This is a genomic window from Duganella sp. Dugasp56, assembly GCF_047304105.1.
GTDB classification, from domain to species: Bacteria; Pseudomonadota; Gammaproteobacteria; order Burkholderiales; family Burkholderiaceae_D; genus Rugamonas; species Rugamonas hordei.
In genome coordinates this window covers 1-19,416 of sequence record NZ_JBGLYQ010000056.1, presented here as the reverse complement: position 1 = coordinate 19,416, position 19,416 = coordinate 1, and the positions used below count along the sequence as shown (strand labels likewise).

The window sequence follows — 19,416 nt, the reverse complement described above, 5'->3', positions numbered from 1 at the left end:
AAAAATATCATACTAAGCTCGGCCGTCGTCCGCCCTGAATTTAGGTTCCTCCAGCTCGCCCCCTCTCAGGACTCTCAATAGAGCAGGGCCTTCAGTAAGTCAGCACGCGACACGTTTGTAGTGGCGTTGTAAATCACTTGCGCAAGCTTATGGATGTCTTCTTGATTGTTTGTAACGAGGTCAAACGACTCAATTAACAAATCATCAACCTCAGCCTCAATCCCTACCGCGTGCGCTTGGTCGTCAACACTCGCAATGTCATCTTCGCAACCGGCGGTAGTCGATGTTAAAACTGACAGTAGCATTTCCTCTTCAATTAGATTCTGACCGTGTACTCCTGCAAAGCCAATCTTGACGAACTCCCTAGTTTTCTCCTTAGTCCAAAGAGATTGCTTCTCTTTAGGACCAAAATGAGCTCGGGCCAGATGTCTCGTACTCGGATCAGGGAAAGTCACGGCAGGATCATTGATTTGCCAATGTTCAGACCTGTGGACGACAAACGCATGTGCCGCCTCGTGGAGCGCCGTGATGTATCGGCTGAGCTGTGCATGATTCATGTGAAGTGGAGGCATATACCGGAATGGCTGAGAGTGATCGGGCATTGTATCAGCGTGAGTCAATAAGCACCCCGAGAGCCGCTGCTATCACACAGGCAGGGCCTAGTGATGCGAGTCATCCTCCCCCGCAAAAACTATCAAAGACGGTCTGCACTCCAGACATCATTGATAATCTCTCAACACCTAAAACCTATTGATAAAAGGAATTACCATGACGATTTATGGCTACGCCCGCACCTCGACTGTTGAACAGGTCGCCGGGCTCGCGGATCAGATCGCGAAGCTAAAAGAGGCTGGTTGCACTGACCAGACGATCTACCAAGAACAAATCAGCAGCGTCAAAATGCAGGACCGGGTTGAGTTTTCAAAGGTGCTTGTCCGGCTCAAAGCTAACGACGTGCTCGCGTTTAGCAGCCTGTCACGGGCGGCACGCTCAATGATTCACATGATCGAGATTGAATCGAAGGTTGCTGCTGCTGGTGCTTCCATTCGCATCCTGGACTTAGCAATCGACACGGCTACTCCGTCCGGTCGGCTCACATTCAACTTGTTTGCGTCAATCGCTCAGTTCGAACGGGAAAATATGCTGGAACGTCAAAAAGTTGGCATCGCCGCTGCCAAGGAGCGAGGGGTCTACGCCGGTCGCGCGCCAACGGCCAGAGCGAAAAGCACAAAAGTTCTCTCTCTATACGCGAAGGGGCTAACCAAGCAGGAAATCGCAGACGCCTGCTCCATTGGAATCGCGTCGGTGTATCGAATACTAAAATCGGCCGCATGATCGATTGGATTACAAAATTATGCCGCAAAAAAATCAGTAGGAGTTGCTATCTCCCATGCCCCGCTTCCTCTGAGGTTGAAAACGTCTCCGCGACATCCAGAATCTTATTTTTGTTATTGCTGGACATTCGGTAGAACAGAACCACCAACTTTGCTTCGTCCTCTTCTGCGGCGTAGAAGTAGGTAAGAGGCACATCCAACACCTCCGCAATCCGTTCCACCAATTCGACGCTGGGCACCCTTGTCCCCCGCTCATATCGGTTCATCCTAGCACTGGCGCTTTCCACTTCAAGACCTGCCCGAAGGCCAACTTGCTCCTGTGACAGGCCTTTTTTAAGCCGCGCATCCTTGAGCCGCTTTCCCAATATGGACATCTTCTGCCTTCAGACCCGAAAGAAAAAGATAGTCGTCGTTTCAGCTTGCCGCCATGCTACCGAATTGGTAGGATTGCGTTGCTATAGATCAATCATTGCTGAGTTTGCAAGCTCGTGACCAGAACTATTTGCAAATCGAGCATCCCGCATAAGTTTTCCCATTTACAACCTTGATAAACGGAATTATCGTGAAAACTACAACTCTTCAAAAATATCGTCCAATATTAGTACTCTTCGCAGCCACGCTTTCATTGCAGGCCTGTAGTAACAAAATGGACTGCAACGGAGATAAAGTGAAAGAAAACGCTTTATCTATCATACAGTCGCACCTTAGCAACGCAGTTTGGTACAACGAAATGAATGCGGCCCTGTCGGGGAAGCCGAATTTGAGCAATATAAAAACGCTGACCAGCAATTCTGAACTAAACCAAACTCAGTGCAGCGCAAAATATTCGTTCACCTACAACGAAAAATCGCGAGACATCGACTTCACTTACAATTTATCTTACCTCCAAGATAAAAAGGAGTCCGAGGTCAAGGTAGCGCTAAATGATCTGATGAGCGGCATGATGGCTATCGCAACCACGGAGCCCCCTATTAAGAACGGAACGCAAAGAATCATTGATCCTAAGACGAGAAATTTGCAACACCAACTGGAATGGAAGAACGGAATTCAGGATGGCATCGAACGTGTATACAACCCTGAAACCAACAAACTAATAGCAGAAATTCATGTCAAAAATGGGAAGAAAGATGGTACGGAAAAACGTTGGAGTCAAGACGGGTCCGTTATCTTAATCGATCTCAATTGGGAAAATGGATTAGCCACCGGGCGCGAAAAGCAACTTGATAGCACGGGGCAAAAAGTCTTTGTAGATTTAAACTGGAACGAAGGCAAAGCTACCGGACTGCAAACGAATGGAAATCTTTCAACTGGATACACCGAATCCAATTTAAAAGACGGAAAATTAGATGGCCAAAGAAAAACATACTCTCTAGGAAGCGACGGAAAGACTCTATACGTTTCAAAGATAGAAAACTTCAAGGACGGGAAACTTCACGGATCTGTACAAGACATTGGCGACAATGGAAGCGTTCTCGAAGAAAGAAAATATCAAGATGGGATTGAGGTAAAATAATTCGTAAGCAAAAATACTGTTCTTCAATATTTGGAGACATAGCTGAACAATCGAGTTTGGCTATGTCTTCACTAATAACTTATTTCCAATACATTTTTTTCTGGACGATTTATTTCCCTAGAACGCGGTCGCCCTGCACCACTTTGACTCCTCTCCGCAACGATACCCTTGCCAATAGTCTTGATTTTCGAATTCAATTTCAACTTCAAATACTGCTCTTTTTTACAAAGATAACTCACAACTTCCGATAAAAATATTGCGCGCTTTTCCACATCGAAATGGCTTACCATACCGATACCACAACGCTTGTAGCGGGTTTTGCTACGGTTACAGTTGAAATGAGTTCCTTTATTTTCCGAAACGTTTCCCTCCCAGTACTTCCCTATCTGCCAAGCCAGATAATTATCATTTTGAACCTTTGCACCATCGCAGAAAAATATCAGGTGGAAATGGTAACCTTTTCTTTCCCCGTACTCTATCTTCCAAATATAACCAACAACATTCTCAAATATGGAATTCCATCTTTTGCTGTTGTGGAACTTTGCCAAATGACGTCTAGCTTCTTCTAAAGAGATGGTTTTACTCAAACCCTTCCAGTAGCCAAAATCCAAACGAAGGACTAATAACCGTGAATACCTTAAGAATAAATTTTCCTCATATTTAAGACAAGATTTATAGTTTCGAGTAAAGCTATACTTTCTATCAGCTATTTTTTTTCGAGTTGCTTTACTTCTACCATCTCTTCGGATTTCAGTGCAAAGCTGATTGAAGCGACTGGCCTTGATAATTTCAGATTTATTTCTATTTAGATCGAATGGATTTTCGAAATATCCCATATGCAATCTCATCGAGTCGCAGGCTCTAAAGAATATTTTTACATGCTCACTGAATTCAAAAACGTCAGACTTAATGCTCAAGAACTTATCGAACATTTTTATCTTTCGACCTAGATAGCGGGCCCTGACTAAGTCATTACCGTTTCTATCCTTTTCAATCTTAAATGCTACCTCATCATTAATTAGAACACGCCTTACAAAAAGCTCTATCTCGCAGATCATTCTTTCTAACCTGTCTGCATATAGCCCAGGTGGATCGCCTTCTATTTCTATGTCAGCGAAATTGGCATCTGAGCTAATAGCATTGTAGATCGCGACTAGATCTTTTGGATGACCTTCCGTAGTTATAGCCGATAGGGATTCTTCATCATTGATATTCGTCTTCATTGCTCACGCTCTGTACACTCTCTTACTGTAAATTATAAATAACCAAATTCAATGCTCTAACGATCTTCGCGAAAATGCGCTGATTTCTTTAAAGTTGTGTCCGCAATATCGAAGATTTCATGAAGCACGACATCTGCATAGTTATGTCGTCATCTCTGCGAACCATCCGCCGGAAAAAATCTACAAGATTAGGAAAAACGCACAAGTTGTAGGGTGATCGCGTATCTCGTAGCAGTGGTGTTAGCTGCAATCACTTCCTGCACCCACCTTCCCGGCTAATACGTATCCGCCCTTCGATCCAAGCTTCTACTTCGGATTCAATCCAACCTACTGAGGAGGAAGACAAGCGGATCTGCGTTGGGAACGTGGGATCGTAATAAGGCGAATTCTTGTCCATCATGCAATACATGGTGGACACGGGAAGCCCGGTGCGCGCTTGAACCTGTTTACGCCGCAGTATCGTCACTGCACTTTGGGAGTTGTCTGGCATTTGGTAGACCTCGTAGGACTTAGTGGGAACGAAGCCATGATCTACCAAGTTCTTAGGGCATAAAAGAGGGAAAAAGGGGGGAACCGTTTCCGGTTCCCCCCTTTTTCCCTCATTTGCCTACGCTGCTCCTTTTTTGCCCTTAGGCCTGCCTGGCGGCCTAGCGGCTTCCGGCACTGCGATCTGCCATGCAAACTCTGCGAGATATTTCTTAATGTCGCATGACTCCCATAACTCGAATGCGGCTGCCTGGTCTCGATATTTTGCAAACTGATTTTCACCATCGCCCGGCCGCCAGGCGGACGCAACAACGACTAGTGCGTCAAAGGCGGTAAGCTTGCCATTTGATCGCCGCATTTCATAATGATTCTGGTTCCAGGACCGAAAGGACCAACGAAGCAAAGTAGCACCGAATTCCGCCAGCTTCTTTCCATACCCGCCCATTTCTCGCAGCGAGCGCTCCACGTCCTCAGTTCTTGGCTGAGTCCAGTCCGTTCGGCTACAGTCCCAATGCATCATTGCAGTTTTATACAGCGTAATCAGACGCGGAGGCATATAGGGTTCCTCGCAAAACCCGATGTCAAAGGGCTGGATAGGTGCTGTCGGAGCAGCCTCCTCTACAGGAAGGTCGCTACGAAGAATCCCCATCAGGTCTGTATTGATCGTTAGTCTTGATGGCGCAACTGTATCCCGTGTAGACCAATTGTTCGGGTCAACATTCTGAGGGTAGCAGGCGAAAGAGCGAAACATTAGGATATCTAAGAGCGTGTCGAATTCAGTAAGGGCTGGAGGTTCGATCAGCAGGGGTATGTCGCCTCCGTTGAGACGTACGCCAGCCTTAAATAGCGATTGAGATACACGACCTAACGAAACCGCTGCCTTGCAATCTGACGGCGATAACACGACCATGCGAACGTCATGCATGACGCGTGCGGACATGCCCTCAATCCTTTCCAAATGCATTTTCCGATTCATCCCGTTGAGGGTCGGATCTGCCAATTTAATCAAACTGGTAATAGTCGAATAAACGACCATGTCATCAGGGATGTAAGCGCAGATTCGAAGTTCCTTAGCTCCGCCTTTGTTGAGCAAATCTTCCACTGAGCAGCCCAACAGCGTAGCCGCCTCTAATAACGAAAATACAGCGCGTTTTGACATCATTGTCTTGCCCGGCATAATCAGGCTGCTTTAAACAGCGGAGTCACACGAGCGCCGTCTAGTTGTGCATGCACAAAGTCTGCCCATGCCTGAAGAATCACGCGGCGCTGGTCCGCATATTCGGCTCGGTTATACACTCCCTTGATACCTTGGATTTTGTGCGCAAGCGCCAGCTCGATGGCATCGGAAGAATGTCCCATCTCGTGCAGATGGGTCGAAGCCGTGCGCCTGAAATCATGCAAGACAAAATGCTGCACGTCCAACGACAGCGCGCGCACGGCTTGGTTAAGCGTGCTCTTGCTAATAGGTCGATCCTCATAGCCCCGCGTGCTTGGGAAGAGGTAGACAGACTCCCCGGAAAATGACCGAAGCTCGTTCAACATAGCGACGGCTTGACGGGACAAATAAACACGATGGGGCTTGTCCTTCTTCATTCGCTCAGCAGGAACATCCCATACCGCCGACTCCAGATCGAACTCGTCCCAGGTCGCTTCGGTAAGCTCGGCCTTGCGCACCATCGTGATGAACAAGAGATTCAACGCCAACTTGAGCGCCCGACGTATGTCTGACGTGTAAATTCCCCTCAAGACCTGCCCAATCTCGGTAGGTGAAAGAACGCGCGTGCGGCTTTCCTCAGTGGCGATAAAGCGGGCAACAAGCGCAGCAGCTGGGTTCGTTTCAGCCATCTGCCGTGCGATAGCGAAATCGTACATCCGCCGAAGTACGTTCCTCGTCAACAGCGCCATCTTCGGTGCGCCGCGTGACTTGATCCGGTCGCACAGTTCCAGGATGTCTATCGGTTTAACCTCAGCCAGCGGCATGCTCCCAAGGAACGGGTAGACATCCTTCTGCATGAGGCGGCGCATCGTCGTAACGTAGCTGTCCGACTTGCCCTTCACTTGCTCGTTTAGCCACTCAGCGCCGAACGCCGCCACAGTATTCAGTTTCGCCGACTTCTCGGCTTGCATAGCACGCTTCGGTGACTCTCCGCGCGCTACGAGGATGGCCCACTCGTCACGCCGCTTGCGTGCATCTGCCAAGCTGATTTCAGGGTAATTGCCGATGGTGAGTGTCGGCTGGCGAACGCCGTGGAGTTGGTAGCGGAAGCGCCAGGCCTTTGTGCCGCTGGGCATAATCTCAAGGGTCAGGCCGCCGGAATCGCTCACGCGATAGCGTTCGCTCTTGGCCTTGAGCGACTTTATTTTTGTATCGGTTAGCGGGGTAGCTTGGCGGGGCATGTACACAATCCTTTTAGGTACACAGTCAAGCGCCGTTGCTCGACCGTGTGCCAAAGTGTGTACCTAAAACATCGAGATGTCCATGTAAAATTTGGGAACCGATTGGACAACCAATTCAGATCTCATAGAGGAAGAGCGCAAGAAATTGGAGTCTACTGGAATCCCTCGGAACCTCAACTATTTTCCGATACAGAAGCGCGAGAAAATCACGCCCAGCAGATCGTCCGACGAGAACGCGCCGGTGATGCTCGACAGCTGGACCTGCGCCAGCCGCAGTTCCTCGGCGAACAAATCCAGCGACTGGTCGTTTTGCGCGGCGTGCTCGCCGGCCCGCGCCAGGTGGGCGCCGGCGTTCTTCAAGGCGATCAAATGCCGCTCGCGGGCCAGGTAAAGCGATTCGCCCGTCTGCTGCCAGCCGGCGATGCGCAGCAGCTCCGTGCGCAGCAGGTCGATGCCGATATGCTCGTGCGCCGACAGGTAGACGTGCGTGGCGTCCTCCATCGCGTCCACGCCAGGCTTGTGGCCCGACAGGTCGATCTTGTTCCAGATGCGCAGCACCGGCACGCCCGGCGGGAAGGCGGCGACGATGCCTTCGTCGGCACGCGTCGGGCCGTGGTCGGCGTCCAGCAGGTGCAGGATGACGTCGGCCTTGCCGACCTCGCCCCAGGTGCGCTCGATGCCGATGCGCTCGACCACGTCCACCGATTCGCCGGCCGCGCGGATGCCGGCGGTGTCGATGATGTTGAGCGGGATGCCTTCGATCTGTATCGTCTCGGTCACCTTGTCGCGCGTGGTGCCGGCGATCGGCGTGACGATGGCGACGTCGGTGCCGGCCAGCGCATTGAGCAGCGACGACTTGCCGACGTTGGGCTGGCCCACCAGCACCACGTTCAGGCCCTCGCGCAGCAGCGCGCCTTGCGCCGCCTGGCGGAACACGGTTTCCAGCGCCTCGACGATGCCGGCCAGCTGGCCGCGCGCGTCGGATTTTTCCAGGAAGTCGATTTCCTCTTCCGGGAAATCCAGGGTCGCTTCGACCAGCATGCGCAGGCCGGTCACGCCGTCCACCAGCGCGTTGACCGTCTTCGAAAACGCGCCCGACAGCGATTGCGACGCGGACTTGGCCGCCGCTTCGGTCGAGGCGTCGATCAAGTCGGCCACGGCCTCGGCCTGCGCCAGGTCGAGCTTGTCGTTGAGGTAGGCGCGGCGCGTGAATTCGCCCGGCTCGGCCAGCCGCAGGCCCATCTCCGCGCCCGCCTCCAGCACGCGCGCCAGCAGCAGCTGCAGCACGATGGGGCCGCCGTGGCCCTGCAGTTCCAGCACGTCTTCCCCGGTGTAGGAGTGCGGGCCCTTGAACCAGATGGCGATGCCCTGGTCGATGATGGCGCCGTCGGCCTGCCTGAACGGGATGTAGGTGGCGTGACGCGGCTGCAAGCTGGTGGCGCCGAACAGCGCGGCGATCAGCGGTTTCAGGTCTTTGCCGGAGGCGCGCACGACGCCGATGCCGCCGCGTCCCGGTGCGGTGGCGATGGCGGCGATGGGGGAAGAGTCAAGGTTCATGGGGGAATTGTAAAGTATAAAAAAAGCCCGCGATTAACACGGGCTTTTTAGCAACACTGGCGGGATGCTTACGCGGCGGCCGGCGGAGCGAATTTTTTCGAGATCACGTACTGCTGGCCGATCGACAGCACGTTGTTCACCACCCAGTACAGCACCAGGCCGGACGGGAAGAAGAAGAACATCACCGAGAACGCCAGCGGCATGAACAGCATCATCTTCGCCTGCATCGGGTCGGCCGGGGCCGGGTTCAGCTTGGTGGTGATGTACATCGAGATCGCGTACAGCACTGGCAGGATGTACCACGGATCCGGCGCGGCCAGGTTGGTGATCCAGCCGATCCACGGCGCGCCGCGGATTTCAACCGAGGCCTGCAGCACCCAGTACAGCGCGATGAACACCGGCATCTGCACCAGGATAGGCAGGCAGCCGCCCAGCGGGTTGATCTTCTCGGTCTTGTACAGCTCCATCGTGGCCTGGTTCATCTTGGCCGGATCGCCTTTGTAGCGCTCGCGGATCGCCTGCATCTTCGGCGTGACCAGCTTGACCTTGGCCATGCTGCGGTAGCCGGCGGCCGACAGCGGGAAGAACGCCAGCTTGATCAGGATGGTGAAGGCGATGATGGTCCAGCCCCAGTTGCCCAGCACCTGGTGGATGTGGTCCATGACCCAGAAGATAGGCTTGGCGATGATGGTCAGCCAGCCGTAGTCCTTGACCAGCTCCAGGCCCGGCGTGACTTTTTCCAGCAGCTTCGATTCCTGCGGACCCGAATACAGCTTGGCTTCGTTGCTCACGGTGGCGCCCGGCGCCAGGGTGCCCAGCGGCTGGATGGTGCCGATCGCGTACTGGTTGTTGTCGACCTTCTTGGTGAAGATGTCGCGCGTCAGCTTGTCCTGCGGGACCAGCGCCGAGACGAAGAAGTGCTGCGAGATCGCGACCCAGCCGTTGTCGGCCTTGGTCGGGTGATCCTGCACCGCCGGCTTGCCGGTCTTGATCGATTCCTGCGCCTCTTTTTCCAGCGTCTCGAACTTCATCTTCTTGTAGTGCTCGGCTTCGGTGTACATCGTCGGGCCGGTGTAGCTGCTGTTGAAGTAGGAGTCGCCGGCCGGCTTGTTGCCGTCGTGGATCAGCTGCATGTACAGCTCAGGCTTGACCGGCACGGTGCCGACGTTGGCCACGTCGTGGCGCACGTCGATCACGTAGTCGCCGCGCTTGAAGGTGAAGGTCTTGGTCAGCTTGACGCCGCCCTGCTCCGCTTCCAGCACCAGTTGCACCTGGTTGGCGTCGTTGAGCATGCGCGGGCCGGGCTTGGCGACGAAGCCGGTCTGGTGGTTCGGCAGGCCGGGCGCGCCGACCAGGCCGGTTTCGGCCAGGTAGGTCTTGCCGGTGGCGCCGTCGACGTCGAACAGCACCTGGTTCTTGGTCGGATCGACGCCGTCCTTGAACTTCAGCAGTTCCAGGCGCTTGATGGTGCCGCCCAGCGTGTCGATGTCGACGCGGAACACGTCGGTGGTGACGGTGATGCGCTCACTCTTGAACGGCTCGGCGGCCGCCGTGGCGCCCGCGCCAGGCAAGGCGGCGGCGCCGGTGGCGGTCGCGCTGGCGGCAGGCAGATCGGATTTTTTCGCTTCCGGCGCCTTGGCGGTTTGCGCCGGGGCCGGAGCAAACATGGAAGGACGACCCGTCGAGACCTGCCAGTTATTCCAGAGAATAACCAGCGACACGGCAAACACGATCCACAGGATGGTACGTTTATTGATATCCATTAGGGTATTTATCAGGAGTGGTTGCAACCGCAAGCGGTCGTTGAAGTATTCGTTTTGCCGTCCGCCGGGGGAACGGGATCGTGCCCGCCCGGATTCCACGGATGGCAGCGGCAAATGCGTTTGGCCGCCAGCAGGCTGCCCTTGGCCGCGCCATGCACTTGCAACGCTTCCAGCGCATAGTTCGAGCAGCTTGGATGGAAGCGGCACGAAGGCGTCATCAGCGGACTGATCGTCAGCTGGTAAGCGCGCAATAGGAAACGTAGCAATTTTTTCATGATGCCACAGGTGGAGGCGGCGGCGCGGAAGGCAAGGCCGGTTTCGGCGGTTTTGCCGTCTTGGCCTGGGCGAACAGGCGTGCCAGTTCCACCCGCAGGTCCGCTTTCAGCCTGGCGGTGGTGGCCGGCCCGTCCTTGCTGTTGACCGGCTTGGCCAGGCGCACCAGGCAGTCGATCGCCGGCAGGGCGGTCTGGCGGAACAGTTCGCGGGTAACGCGCTTGATCGTGTTGCGCGTGACGGCGCGCGGCGCAAATCGCTTGGCCACAACGACGCCCAGCCGCGCATGCGGCAAGTCATTCAGACGGGTGTAAAGCACGAAGTGCGCGCTTTTTTGCGTAGGGCGCAAACGAAAAACGGATGAAAATTCATCCGTTTTAACGATACGCCGAACGCGCGCGAAGTCGTGTGAACCTTCGCCTGTCGAGCCGCTTGAAATACAGCTTTCCACGCGATCAGCTAACAAGCAGTGGCTTATACAGCCAGACGCTTGCGGCCTTTGGCGCGGCGTGCGTTGAGCACATCACGGCCACCACGGGTAGCCATACGAGCGCGGAAGCCGTGGGTACGCTTACGGCGTACAACGGAAGGTTGGTAAGTACGTTTCATGTTGGTCTCGCTAAAAGCAGAAAAAAATGCAAAATCGGGTTGTGGCCCCGTCAGTTTTTGGTGCCAATGACACTTCGCGCACCCATGCCAACGCTCCGGCACAAGCTGGGTCCATCTCATCGCCCGCTAAATCCACGCTTACTCCATATTGACGTTCATGTGAATAAACAAGGAATACGGGCGGGGAACCCTGAATTATCAGCATTTCGGTCTCGCTTGTCAACAACTGATCAGGTCAGGAGCCCGCCGATACCCCGCCGAAACTGCGAAAATAAGCGTCGTGCCTGTGGATAACTTTGCCCGGCGAGAGTAGAATAGCGCGTTACGTGTGGCGAACCCAGGTCCGCTCGCACCCTTATCAGCAGTAAAAGAATAGATAAAAGATTCATGGAAAATTTCTGGCAGACCTGCTCCGCCCAGCTGGAGCTGGAGCTGACGCCGCAACAATTCAGCGCGTGGATAAAGCCGCTCATTCCCCTCGACTACGAGGCGGGCAAGTTGCGTGTGGCGGCACCGAACCGCTTCAAGCTGGACTGGGTGAAGACCCAGTTCGCCAGCCGCATCACGGCCCTGGCCTGCCAATACTGGGAAGCGCCGACCGAGGTGCAGTTCGTGCTCGATCCGCGCCTGTCCGCGCCGAAGAAGGCCACCACCGTCGCGCCCGTGCCCGACCACAACGGCGGCGTCCCGAGCGGCAACGCGCGCATGGCGGACCCGGTGCCGTCGGTGCCGGAACTGCCGGCCTCGGCCGCGCCGCGCCGCGAGCAGAGCCGCATCAACACCGACCTGACCTTCGACAGCTTCGTCACCGGTAAGGCCAACCAGCTGGCGCGCGCCGCCGCGATCCAGGTGGCCAACAACCCGGGCGTGTCGTACAACCCGCTGTTCTTCTACGGCGGCGTCGGCCTGGGTAAGACCCACTTGATCCACGCCATCGGCAACCAGGTGATGGCCGACCAGCCGGGCGCCAAGATCCGCTACATCCACGCCGAGCAGTACGTGCGCGACGTGGTGACCGCCTACCAGCGCAAGGGCTTCGACGACTTCAAGCACTACTATCACTCGCTCGACATGCTGCTGATCGATGATATTCAATTCTTCGGCGGCAAGAGCCGCACGCAGGAAGAGTTCTTCTACGCGTTTGAAGCGCTGATCGCCGCCAAGAAGCAGATCATCATCACCTCGGATACCTATCCGAAGGAAATCACCGGCATGGACGACCGCCTGATCTCGCGCTTCGATTCCGGCCTGACGGTGGCGATCGAGCCGCCGGAGCTGGAAATGCGCGTGGCGATTCTGCTCAAGAAAGCCAAGCAGGAAGGCGTGACCTTCTCGGATGACGTGGCCTTCTTCGTGGCCAAGCACCTGCGCTCGAACGTGCGCGAGCTCGAAGGCGCGCTGCGCAAGATCCTGGCGTACTCGCGCTTCCACGGCAAGGACATCACGATCGACATCGTCAAGGAAGCGCTGAAGGACCTGCTGTCGGTGCAGAACCGCCAGATCTCGGTGGAAAACATCCAGAAGACGGTGGCGGACTTCTTCAACATCAAGGTGGCCGACATGTACTCCAAGCGTCGCCCGGCCAACATCGCGCGGCCGCGCCAGATCGCGATGTACCTGGCCAAGGAGCTGACGCAAAAGAGCCTGCCGGAGATCGGCGAGCTGTTCGGCGGCCGCGACCACACGACCGTGCTGCACGCCGTGCGCAAGATCGCGCTGGACCGCACCAAGAACCCGGAATGCAACCACGAACTGCACGTGTTGGAACAGACGTTGAAAGGCTAGCGGGACAGTTGGTTTGCCTTTATGATCTAGGCAAAAATGCACGGCTGCTCACAAGGCAACATTGTTATAAAAATATCGTTTAATCTTTACTATTGAGGATAATCTATGCAATTGGTCAAAACCACCCGAGATACCCTTCTCCGGCCACTGCAGATCGTGAGCGGTATTGTCGAGCGTCGGCACACCATGCCGATTCTGGCCAATATCCTCATCCGCAAAGAGGGCGAAAGCGTATCCTTCCTGTCGACCGACACCGAAGTCCAGATCACCACCAACGCCGACATCGGCTCCGGCAGCGAAGTGACCGGCACCACCGTGGCCGCGCGCAAGCTGCTCGACATCCTGCGCGCGCTGCCTGAATCGGGCGACGTGACGATGACGCTGCTGAACAAGCGCCTGACGGTACAGACCGGCAAGTCGCGCTTCGCGCTGCAGACCTTGGCGGCCGAGGAATTCCCGACCGTGCAGCAGGCCGACAGCTACAGCGCCTCCGTCACCCTGCCGCAGAAAACGCTGAAGCACCTGTTCAACATGGTGCACTTCTCGATGGCCCAGCAGGACATCCGCTACTACCTGAACGGCCTGCTGCTGGTCCTGGACGGCAAGAACGTGATCGCCGTGGCCACCGACGGCCACCGCCTGGCCTTCTGCCAGGTCGAGACCGAGCAATCGTTCGAGCGCCAGGAGGTGATCATCCCGCGCAAGACCATCATCGAATTGCAGCGCCTGCTGGAAGAGAACGACGAGACCGTGCAGCTGGACATCGCCGCCAACCAGGTCAAGCTGACCTTTGCCGACATCGAGCTGATCTCCAAGCTGGTCGAGGGCAAGTTCCCCGACTACACGCGCGTGATCCCGAAAGGCTACAAGAACGAGTTCACGATCGGCCGCGATGAGCTGCTGCGCTCGCTGCAGCGCGCCGCCATCATGACCAGCGACAAGTTCAAGGGCGTACGCTGCATCATCACCCCGGGCAGCATGAAGATCAGCTCGACCAACGCCGACCAGGAAGAAGCGGTCGAGGAACTGGAAATCGACTACGGCGGCGACAGCGTCGACATCGGCTTCAACGTCACCTACCTGCTCGACGTGCTGAACAACCTGAAGTGCGACCAGGTCAACGTGGCCCTGGGCGATTCGAACTCGTCCGCGCTGATCTCGATCCCGGACAATGCCGACTTCAAGTACGTCGTCATGCCGATGCGCATTTGATTTTTTTGCAGCCGCCGTTTGAACACCAGTAATCGATAACAGAGAAAGCAGCACATGTCCGCCATCCCAGAAGAGAATCCAGTACCAGTACCGGCCAAAACCGAAGAATACGGCGCCTCATCGATCCAGATCCTCGAAGGTCTGGAAGCCGTCCGCAAACGACCCGGCATGTACATCGGCGACACCTCGGACGGCACCGGCCTGCACCACCTGGTGTTCGAAGTGCTGGACAACTCGATCGACGAATCGCTGGCCGGCCACTGCACGGAAATCCACGTCACCATCCACTCGGACAACTCGATCTCGATCACCGACAACGGCCGCGGCGTGCCGACCGGCCTGAAGATGGACGACAAGCACGATCCGAAGCGCTCCGCCGCCGAGATCGTCATGACCGAGCTGCACGCCGGCGGCAAGTTCGACCAGAACTCGTACAAGGTGTCCGGCGGCCTGCACGGCGTGGGCGTATCGTGCGTCAACGCGCTGTCCAAGCTGCTCAAGCTGACCATCCGCCGCGACGGCAAGGTGCACTACATGGAATTCGTCCGTGGCGTGCCGCAGAACCGCGAGCTGGAAGAGAAGGACGGCTTCGCCGTCTCGCCGATCAAGGTCATCGGCGAAACCGACAAGCGCGGCACCGACGTGCACTTCTGGGCCGACGAGGAAATCTTCACCCACGTCGAGTTCCACTACGAAATCCTGGCCAAGCGCATCCGCGAGCTGTCGTTCCTGAATAACGGCGTCAACATCAAGCTGACCGACCAGCGCACCGGCAAGGAAGAAATCTTCGCCTTCGAAGGCGGCACCCGCGGCTTCGTCGAGTACATCAACAAGGCCAAGACCGTGCTGCACCCGACCGTGTTCCAGGCCACCGGCGAGCGCATGTCCGACCAGGGCACCAACATCTCGGTGGACGTGTCGATGCAGTGGAACGACGCCTACAACGAGCAGGTGCTGTGCTTCACCAACAACATCCCGCAGCGCGACGGCGGCACCCACCTGACCGGCCTGCGCGCCGCGATGACCCGCGTCATCAACAAGTACATCGACGAGCAGGAATTCGCCAAGAAGGCCAAGGTGGAAATCTCCGGCGACGACATGCGCGAAGGCCTGACCTGCGTGCTGTCGGTCAAGGTGCCGGAGCCGAAGTTCTCGTCGCAGACCAAGGACAAGCTGGTCTCGTCCGAAGTGCGCGGCCCGGTCGAAGAGATCGTCGCCAAGACCCTGTCGGACTACCTGCAGGAAAAACCGAACGACGCCAAGATCATCTGCGGCAAGATCGTCGAAGCGGCGCGCGCGCGCGAAGCGGCCCGCAAGGCCCGCGACCTGACCCGCCGCAAAGGCGTGATGGACGGCCTGGGCCTGTCGGCCAAGCTGGCCGACTGCCAGGAAAAAGACCCGGCGCTGTGCGAACTGTACATCGTCGAGGGTGACTCCGCAGGCGGCTCCGCCAAGCAAGGCCGCGACCGCAAGTTCCAGGCCATCTTGCCTCTCCGAGGCAAGGTGCTGAACGTGGAGAAGGCGCGCTTCGAGAAGATGCTGTCGTCCGAACAGATCACCACGCTGATTGCCACCCTGGGCACGTCGATCGGCCCGGACGAATTCAACGTCGAGAAGCTGCGCTACCACCGCATCATCATCATGACCGATGCGGACGTCGACGGCGCCCACATCCGCACGCTGCTGCTGACCCTGTTCTACCGCCAGATGCCGCAGCTGGTCGAGCGCGGCCACATCTACATCGCGCAACCGCCGCTGTACAAGGTCAAGGCCGGCCGCGACGAGCGCTACCTGAAGGATGACGCCGAAGAAGCGAGCTACATGATGAACGTGGCGCTGAACACCGCCGCGCTGACCCCGCGCGAAGGCGCCGATCCTATCGTCGGCGAGCCGCTGGGCGAGCTGGTGCGCCAGTTCAACCTGGCCAACGTCATCATGACGCGCCTGACGCGCGTGATCGACCGCGCCGCGCTGACCGCCATCATGACCGGCGTGACCCTGAACCTGGACACGCAAGAGCAGGCCGAGGCATCGGCCCGCGCGATGATGGGCGAGATCAACGACATCGCGGTCAAGATCACGGTGATTTCGGATGAGCTGTCCGAGAAGCACGCGCTGCGCATCGAGCGTATGCATCACGGTAACATCAAGGTCAGCTCGATCGACGCCGACTTCGTGCAAGGCGCCGACTACAACGTGCTGGCCAGCGCGGCGGCCACGTTCAAGGGCCTGATCGGCGAAGGTGCCTACGTGCGCCGCGGCGAAGGCGATCGCACCAAGGAATCGGCCGTGGTCGACTTCCACCAGGCGATGCAGTGGCTGCGCGACGAGGCGGAGCGTGTGGTGTCCAAGCAGCGCTACAAAGGTCTGGGCGAGATGAATCCGGATCAGCTGTGGGAGACCACCATGGATCCGACCGTGCGCCGCTTGCTGAAGGTGCAGATCGAGGATGCGATTGCTGCGGACCAGATCTTCACCACGCTGATGGGGGATGATGTGGAGCCGCGTCGGGCGTTTATTGAGAACAATGCGCTGCGGGCGGGCAATATTGACGTTTAATGCAAAGTTCTTGTCTTCAAACCCTGCCTGACGGTGGGGTTTTTTTATTCTATTTTACCTGAACCATATTAGCCAGCCTAGAAACAGGCAAAGTCCATGTGCGGCGCAAGTGTGAGATTCCCACAGGAATCTTATTCAAATTAGCCAAAAAGGTAGATTCACCGTGAAATACAAAGAAAGAAATATCTCAAGCGTCGGGGAATTACTGGCCGCATTAAAATCCCACGTCAAACCCGGTGAGATCGTTTGGCATCGGGGGCAAACAAATAAAAACTGGGGCCTGGTTCCATCATTAGCTAGGGAAGACGGAAAACATTTACACAAGGAAAATGCTCTTTATAAGCGGTTCATCCAAAACGCAACTCAGTTATTAGAGCATCCACCAGATTTTGACGATGAATGGCAAAATGCTACGGCGCCAGCAAGCAAAAAGGGCCGCGACATCATCGACCACGTAAAAAATGGAATCGCGATCCACCTATTTGTTCGCGAGTCCAAGCTCGAAAGCGGGAAGGGAGCGCCATTCGTTTATCACGGTCCCGTGACTTATCAGAGCCACACCGGAAGCAGCCCGATGAGCGTGGTTTTCAAAATTCTTTGAGCTTCAATTCAACTTAATCTTCGATACTTACGACAAACCGAGTTTAGGCGAGCCGCCGGCTGGCCCCAGGAACGCACGCAAATCTTCTTCCAGCGTCGTCAGATCGCCAAGCTCACACTCCCACACCACATGCACTTGCCATCCCGCCTGGCGGAGGGCGTCGTAGGTACGCGCGTCGCGCGCCTTGTTGCCGTTGAGTTTGTCGCTCCAGAACTCCACCCGCGACTTGGGCATGCGCGCCAGATTGCAATTGTCGTGACGGTGCCAGAAACATCCATGGACGAAGATGACTTTCTTCCGCCCCGGGAAGACCATGTCTGGCGATCCGGGCAGAGTCCGCACATGCAAGCGGTACCGGTAGCCAGCCGCGAATACCAATTTGCGTACGATGAGCTCGGGGCGCGTGTTCTCGCCCCGCACCCGCGCCATCACCGCACTCCGCTCCGCCTGGCCTATGGAATCGACCATATCGTCCCTCGCCCTCTTCAACCTGATTTAGAGCAAAGATCGCAGACCTCACAGAATATTCAAGCGTGTTCTGATAAAACACAAGAAAGTCACATTGAATACTGTTTAAACATACAGTAAAATTGGTACAGTTTGTGCCTTATCGGCCTCTGGCGGTGTTGGTTGAGGTCGGGCATTGCTTTATACTGCTGCAGTTCCGGACGGCTAACCCGGCCGCGTCGGGAACGTCGCGCTAACAGATTACGTCTGGTTGGAGCCACATCGATTCAATCCGATCGTATTAAAAAACACCATGTACAAGCAGCCCCTCACCTCCGCGCTCCTCGAAGAACATCTGACATTGGCGCCGCCGCGCGCTCTCGATTCGATCGAGCTGTTCGCGGGAGCTGGCGGCCTGGCGCTGGGTTTTTCCGGCAACGATGTTCGCCATCGCGCGGTGGTCGAATGGAACACGCACGCTTGCAACACCATTCGGCACAACAAGCGGCACAACGTCGATCCGATCAGCCATTGGCCTGACGTGACCGAGGGTGACGTCAAGAAATTCAATTACGGCGCGTTCGAAGGTATCGACCTGATCACCGGCGGCCCGCCTTGCCAGCCGTTTTCGATGGGAGGCAAGCATGGCGGTTTCCTGGACGAGCGGGACATGTTCCCGCAAGCGGTGCGCGCCGTGCGCGAGGTGAGGCCACGTGCCTTCGTCTTCGAGAACGTGCAAGGCCTCACCCGCGCTGCCTTCGCTGATTATTTCGACCATATCCTGCTGCAGTTGGAGTTTCCTTCGGTGGTCGCCAAGGCCAAGGAGCAATGGGGCGACCATCTGGCCCGGCTGCGGAAGTTGAAGCAGAAGGGTACCGCCAGCGAGTATCACGTAACATTCAAGCTAGTGAACGCCGCGAACTATGGCGTCCCGCAGAAGCGCATGCGTGTCTTCTTCGTGGGGCTCCGGGCGGACGAGGACAAGATTTGGCAGTGTCCGGCAGAGACGCATAGCAGCGATGCTCTGCTGCTGTCCCAATGGGCGTCCGGCGAGTATTGGGATCGCCACAAGGTCGCGACGCGAAACCGCCCATCCAAGCCTGACGGCATCGAGAAGAAAATCCAGTCGCTGATCAATGCAGACTATGGAAGCAACGTGCTCGCTTGGCGAACTGTTCGTGATGCCATTTGTGATCTGCCAGATCCAGAGCGTTTCCCGGGCAAGGTGCAAGCGCATCGTTTTCAGCCTGGCGCGCGCACTTATGCTGGCCACACCGGCAGTCCCATGGACGAGCCGGCGAAGGCGTTGAAGGCCGGCGACCATGGTGTTCCCGGCGGCGAAAATATGCTTCGGCGCGTAGATGGATCGGTTCGCTATTTCACCGTGCGCGAGTCGGCCCGCATTCAGACCTTCCCCGATGAGTTCCTATTTGAGGGTACCTGGTCGGAAATCATGCGTCAGCTCGGCAACGCGGTGCCGGTGCACTTGGCGTCCGTGATCGCCGAGAGCGTGTGCGATCTGCTTAGGGAATAACGTTGGTGGCCCGCGCCACCCCCGCCCCCACGAGCTAAAACACCCCCGGCGCGGGCGGGTTTGAAACAAACCAGTGCAGCGGGGGGAATTGTTGGGGGGAGGGCGGGAAAATTTTGTGGTTGT

19 protein-coding genes are annotated in these 19,416 nt (G+C 56.3%); 7 read left to right on the top strand and 12 right to left on the bottom strand.

Annotated features, from left to right (window positions below):
- Window positions 1–74 precede the first annotated feature (74 nt).
- Window positions 75–557: a hypothetical protein gene (locus tag ACCD07_RS28335; protein WP_413449271.1), complete on the bottom strand. Its 483-nt coding sequence runs from the start codon at window positions 555–557 to the stop codon at window positions 75–77.
- A gap of 211 nt (window positions 558–768) precedes the next feature.
- Here ACCD07_RS28335 and ACCD07_RS28330 point away from each other — a divergent pair, with 211 nt between their 5' ends.
- Window positions 769–1,335: a recombinase family protein gene (locus ACCD07_RS28330; protein ID WP_413449270.1), complete on the top strand. Its 567-nt coding sequence runs from the start codon at window positions 769–771 to the stop codon at window positions 1,333–1,335.
- Between the two features lie 46 nt (window positions 1,336–1,381).
- On the opposite strand, the gene ACCD07_RS28325 is transcribed toward ACCD07_RS28330, so the two are convergent.
- Window positions 1,382–1,708 carry a helix-turn-helix domain-containing protein gene (locus tag ACCD07_RS28325; protein WP_413449269.1) on the bottom strand — a complete coding sequence of 109 codons (327 nt, stop codon included), beginning with the start codon at window positions 1,706–1,708 and terminating at the stop codon, window positions 1,382–1,384.
- Between the two features lie 188 nt (window positions 1,709–1,896).
- Here ACCD07_RS28325 and ACCD07_RS28320 point away from each other — a divergent pair, with 188 nt between their 5' ends.
- A complete protein-coding gene (locus tag ACCD07_RS28320; protein ID WP_413449268.1) occupies window positions 1,897–2,847 on the top strand; it encodes a toxin-antitoxin system YwqK family antitoxin in 951 nt (316 codons plus the stop codon).
- A 71-nt stretch (window positions 2,848–2,918) separates the two neighbouring features.
- Here the strand turns inward: ACCD07_RS28320 and ACCD07_RS28315 are convergent, their stop codons facing one another.
- The 9 genes from ACCD07_RS28315 to rpmH form a co-directional block, all read right to left on the bottom strand.
- Complete coding sequence (locus tag ACCD07_RS28315) at window positions 2,919–4,070, bottom strand: inovirus-type Gp2 protein (protein ID WP_413449267.1); 1,152 nt, start codon at window positions 4,068–4,070, stop codon at window positions 2,919–2,921.
- Between the two features lie 250 nt (window positions 4,071–4,320).
- Entirely contained in the window at window positions 4,321–4,560 is a 240-nt protein-coding gene (locus ACCD07_RS28310) for a helix-turn-helix transcriptional regulator (protein ID WP_413449266.1), read from the bottom strand.
- Window positions 4,561–4,677: 117 nt separating this feature from the next.
- Complete coding sequence (locus ACCD07_RS28305) at window positions 4,678–5,718, bottom strand: hypothetical protein (RefSeq protein WP_413449265.1); 1,041 nt, start codon at window positions 5,716–5,718, stop codon at window positions 4,678–4,680.
- Between the two features lie 17 nt (window positions 5,719–5,735).
- Window positions 5,736–6,953: a tyrosine-type recombinase/integrase gene (locus ACCD07_RS28300; protein WP_413449264.1), complete on the bottom strand. Its 1,218-nt coding sequence runs from the start codon at window positions 6,951–6,953 to the stop codon at window positions 5,736–5,738.
- Window positions 6,954–7,130: 177 nt separating this feature from the next.
- The gene (mnmE, locus tag ACCD07_RS28295; RefSeq protein ID WP_353405417.1) at window positions 7,131–8,510 is read right to left on the bottom strand and encodes a tRNA uridine-5-carboxymethylaminomethyl(34) synthesis GTPase MnmE; all 1,380 of its coding nucleotides are present in this window, start codon (window positions 8,508–8,510) and stop codon (window positions 7,131–7,133) included.
- Between the two features lie 68 nt (window positions 8,511–8,578).
- Window positions 8,579–10,273, bottom strand: a complete 1,695-nt coding sequence (yidC, locus tag ACCD07_RS28290; protein WP_353405418.1) for a membrane protein insertase YidC — start codon at window positions 10,271–10,273, stop codon at window positions 8,579–8,581.
- Window positions 10,274–10,284: 11 nt separating this feature from the next.
- Complete coding sequence (gene yidD / locus ACCD07_RS28285; RefSeq protein ID WP_176655855.1) at window positions 10,285–10,548, bottom strand: membrane protein insertion efficiency factor YidD; 264 nt, start codon at window positions 10,546–10,548, stop codon at window positions 10,285–10,287.
- Entirely contained in the window at window positions 10,545–10,985 is a 441-nt protein-coding gene (rnpA, locus tag ACCD07_RS28280) for a ribonuclease P protein component (protein ID WP_176655913.1), read from the bottom strand. Before rnpA ends, yidD begins: the two co-directional genes overlap by 4 nt.
- Window positions 10,986–11,020: 35 nt before the next feature.
- Complete coding sequence (rpmH, locus tag ACCD07_RS28275; RefSeq protein ID WP_010401996.1) at window positions 11,021–11,155, bottom strand: 50S ribosomal protein L34; 135 nt, start codon at window positions 11,153–11,155, stop codon at window positions 11,021–11,023.
- 387 nt (window positions 11,156–11,542) lie between these two features.
- Here rpmH and dnaA point away from each other — a divergent pair, with 387 nt between their 5' ends.
- The 4 genes from dnaA (at window position 11,543) to ACCD07_RS28255 (ending at window position 17,312) form a co-directional block, all read left to right on the top strand.
- Window positions 11,543–12,940, top strand: a complete 1,398-nt coding sequence (dnaA, locus tag ACCD07_RS28270; RefSeq protein ID WP_176655856.1) for a chromosomal replication initiator protein DnaA — start codon at window positions 11,543–11,545, stop codon at window positions 12,938–12,940.
- A 105-nt stretch (window positions 12,941–13,045) separates the two neighbouring features.
- The gene (gene dnaN / locus ACCD07_RS28265; protein ID WP_161084215.1) at window positions 13,046–14,152 is read left to right on the top strand and encodes a DNA polymerase III subunit beta; all 1,107 of its coding nucleotides are present in this window, start codon (window positions 13,046–13,048) and stop codon (window positions 14,150–14,152) included.
- A gap of 54 nt (window positions 14,153–14,206) precedes the next feature.
- Window positions 14,207–16,711 carry a DNA topoisomerase (ATP-hydrolyzing) subunit B gene (gene gyrB, locus ACCD07_RS28260; protein ID WP_413449263.1) on the top strand — a complete coding sequence of 835 codons (2,505 nt, stop codon included), beginning with the start codon at window positions 14,207–14,209 and terminating at the stop codon, window positions 16,709–16,711.
- 163 nt (window positions 16,712–16,874) lie between these two features.
- Window positions 16,875–17,312, top strand: a complete 438-nt coding sequence (locus ACCD07_RS28255) for a DUF3427 domain-containing protein (RefSeq protein ID WP_413449262.1) — start codon at window positions 16,875–16,877, stop codon at window positions 17,310–17,312.
- Window positions 17,313–17,339: 27 nt separating this feature from the next.
- Here ACCD07_RS28255 and ACCD07_RS28250 read toward each other — a convergent pair whose 3' ends face one another.
- Window positions 17,340–17,780 (bottom strand): very short patch repair endonuclease, encoded by a 441-nt coding sequence (locus ACCD07_RS28250; protein ID WP_413449261.1) that lies wholly within the window; start codon window positions 17,778–17,780, stop codon window positions 17,340–17,342.
- Window positions 17,781–18,072: 292 nt separating this feature from the next.
- Here ACCD07_RS28250 and ACCD07_RS28245 point away from each other — a divergent pair, with 292 nt between their 5' ends.
- Complete coding sequence (locus ACCD07_RS28245) at window positions 18,073–19,293, top strand: DNA cytosine methyltransferase (protein ID WP_413449260.1); 1,221 nt, start codon at window positions 18,073–18,075, stop codon at window positions 19,291–19,293.
- Window positions 19,294–19,416: the final 123 nt, after the last annotated feature.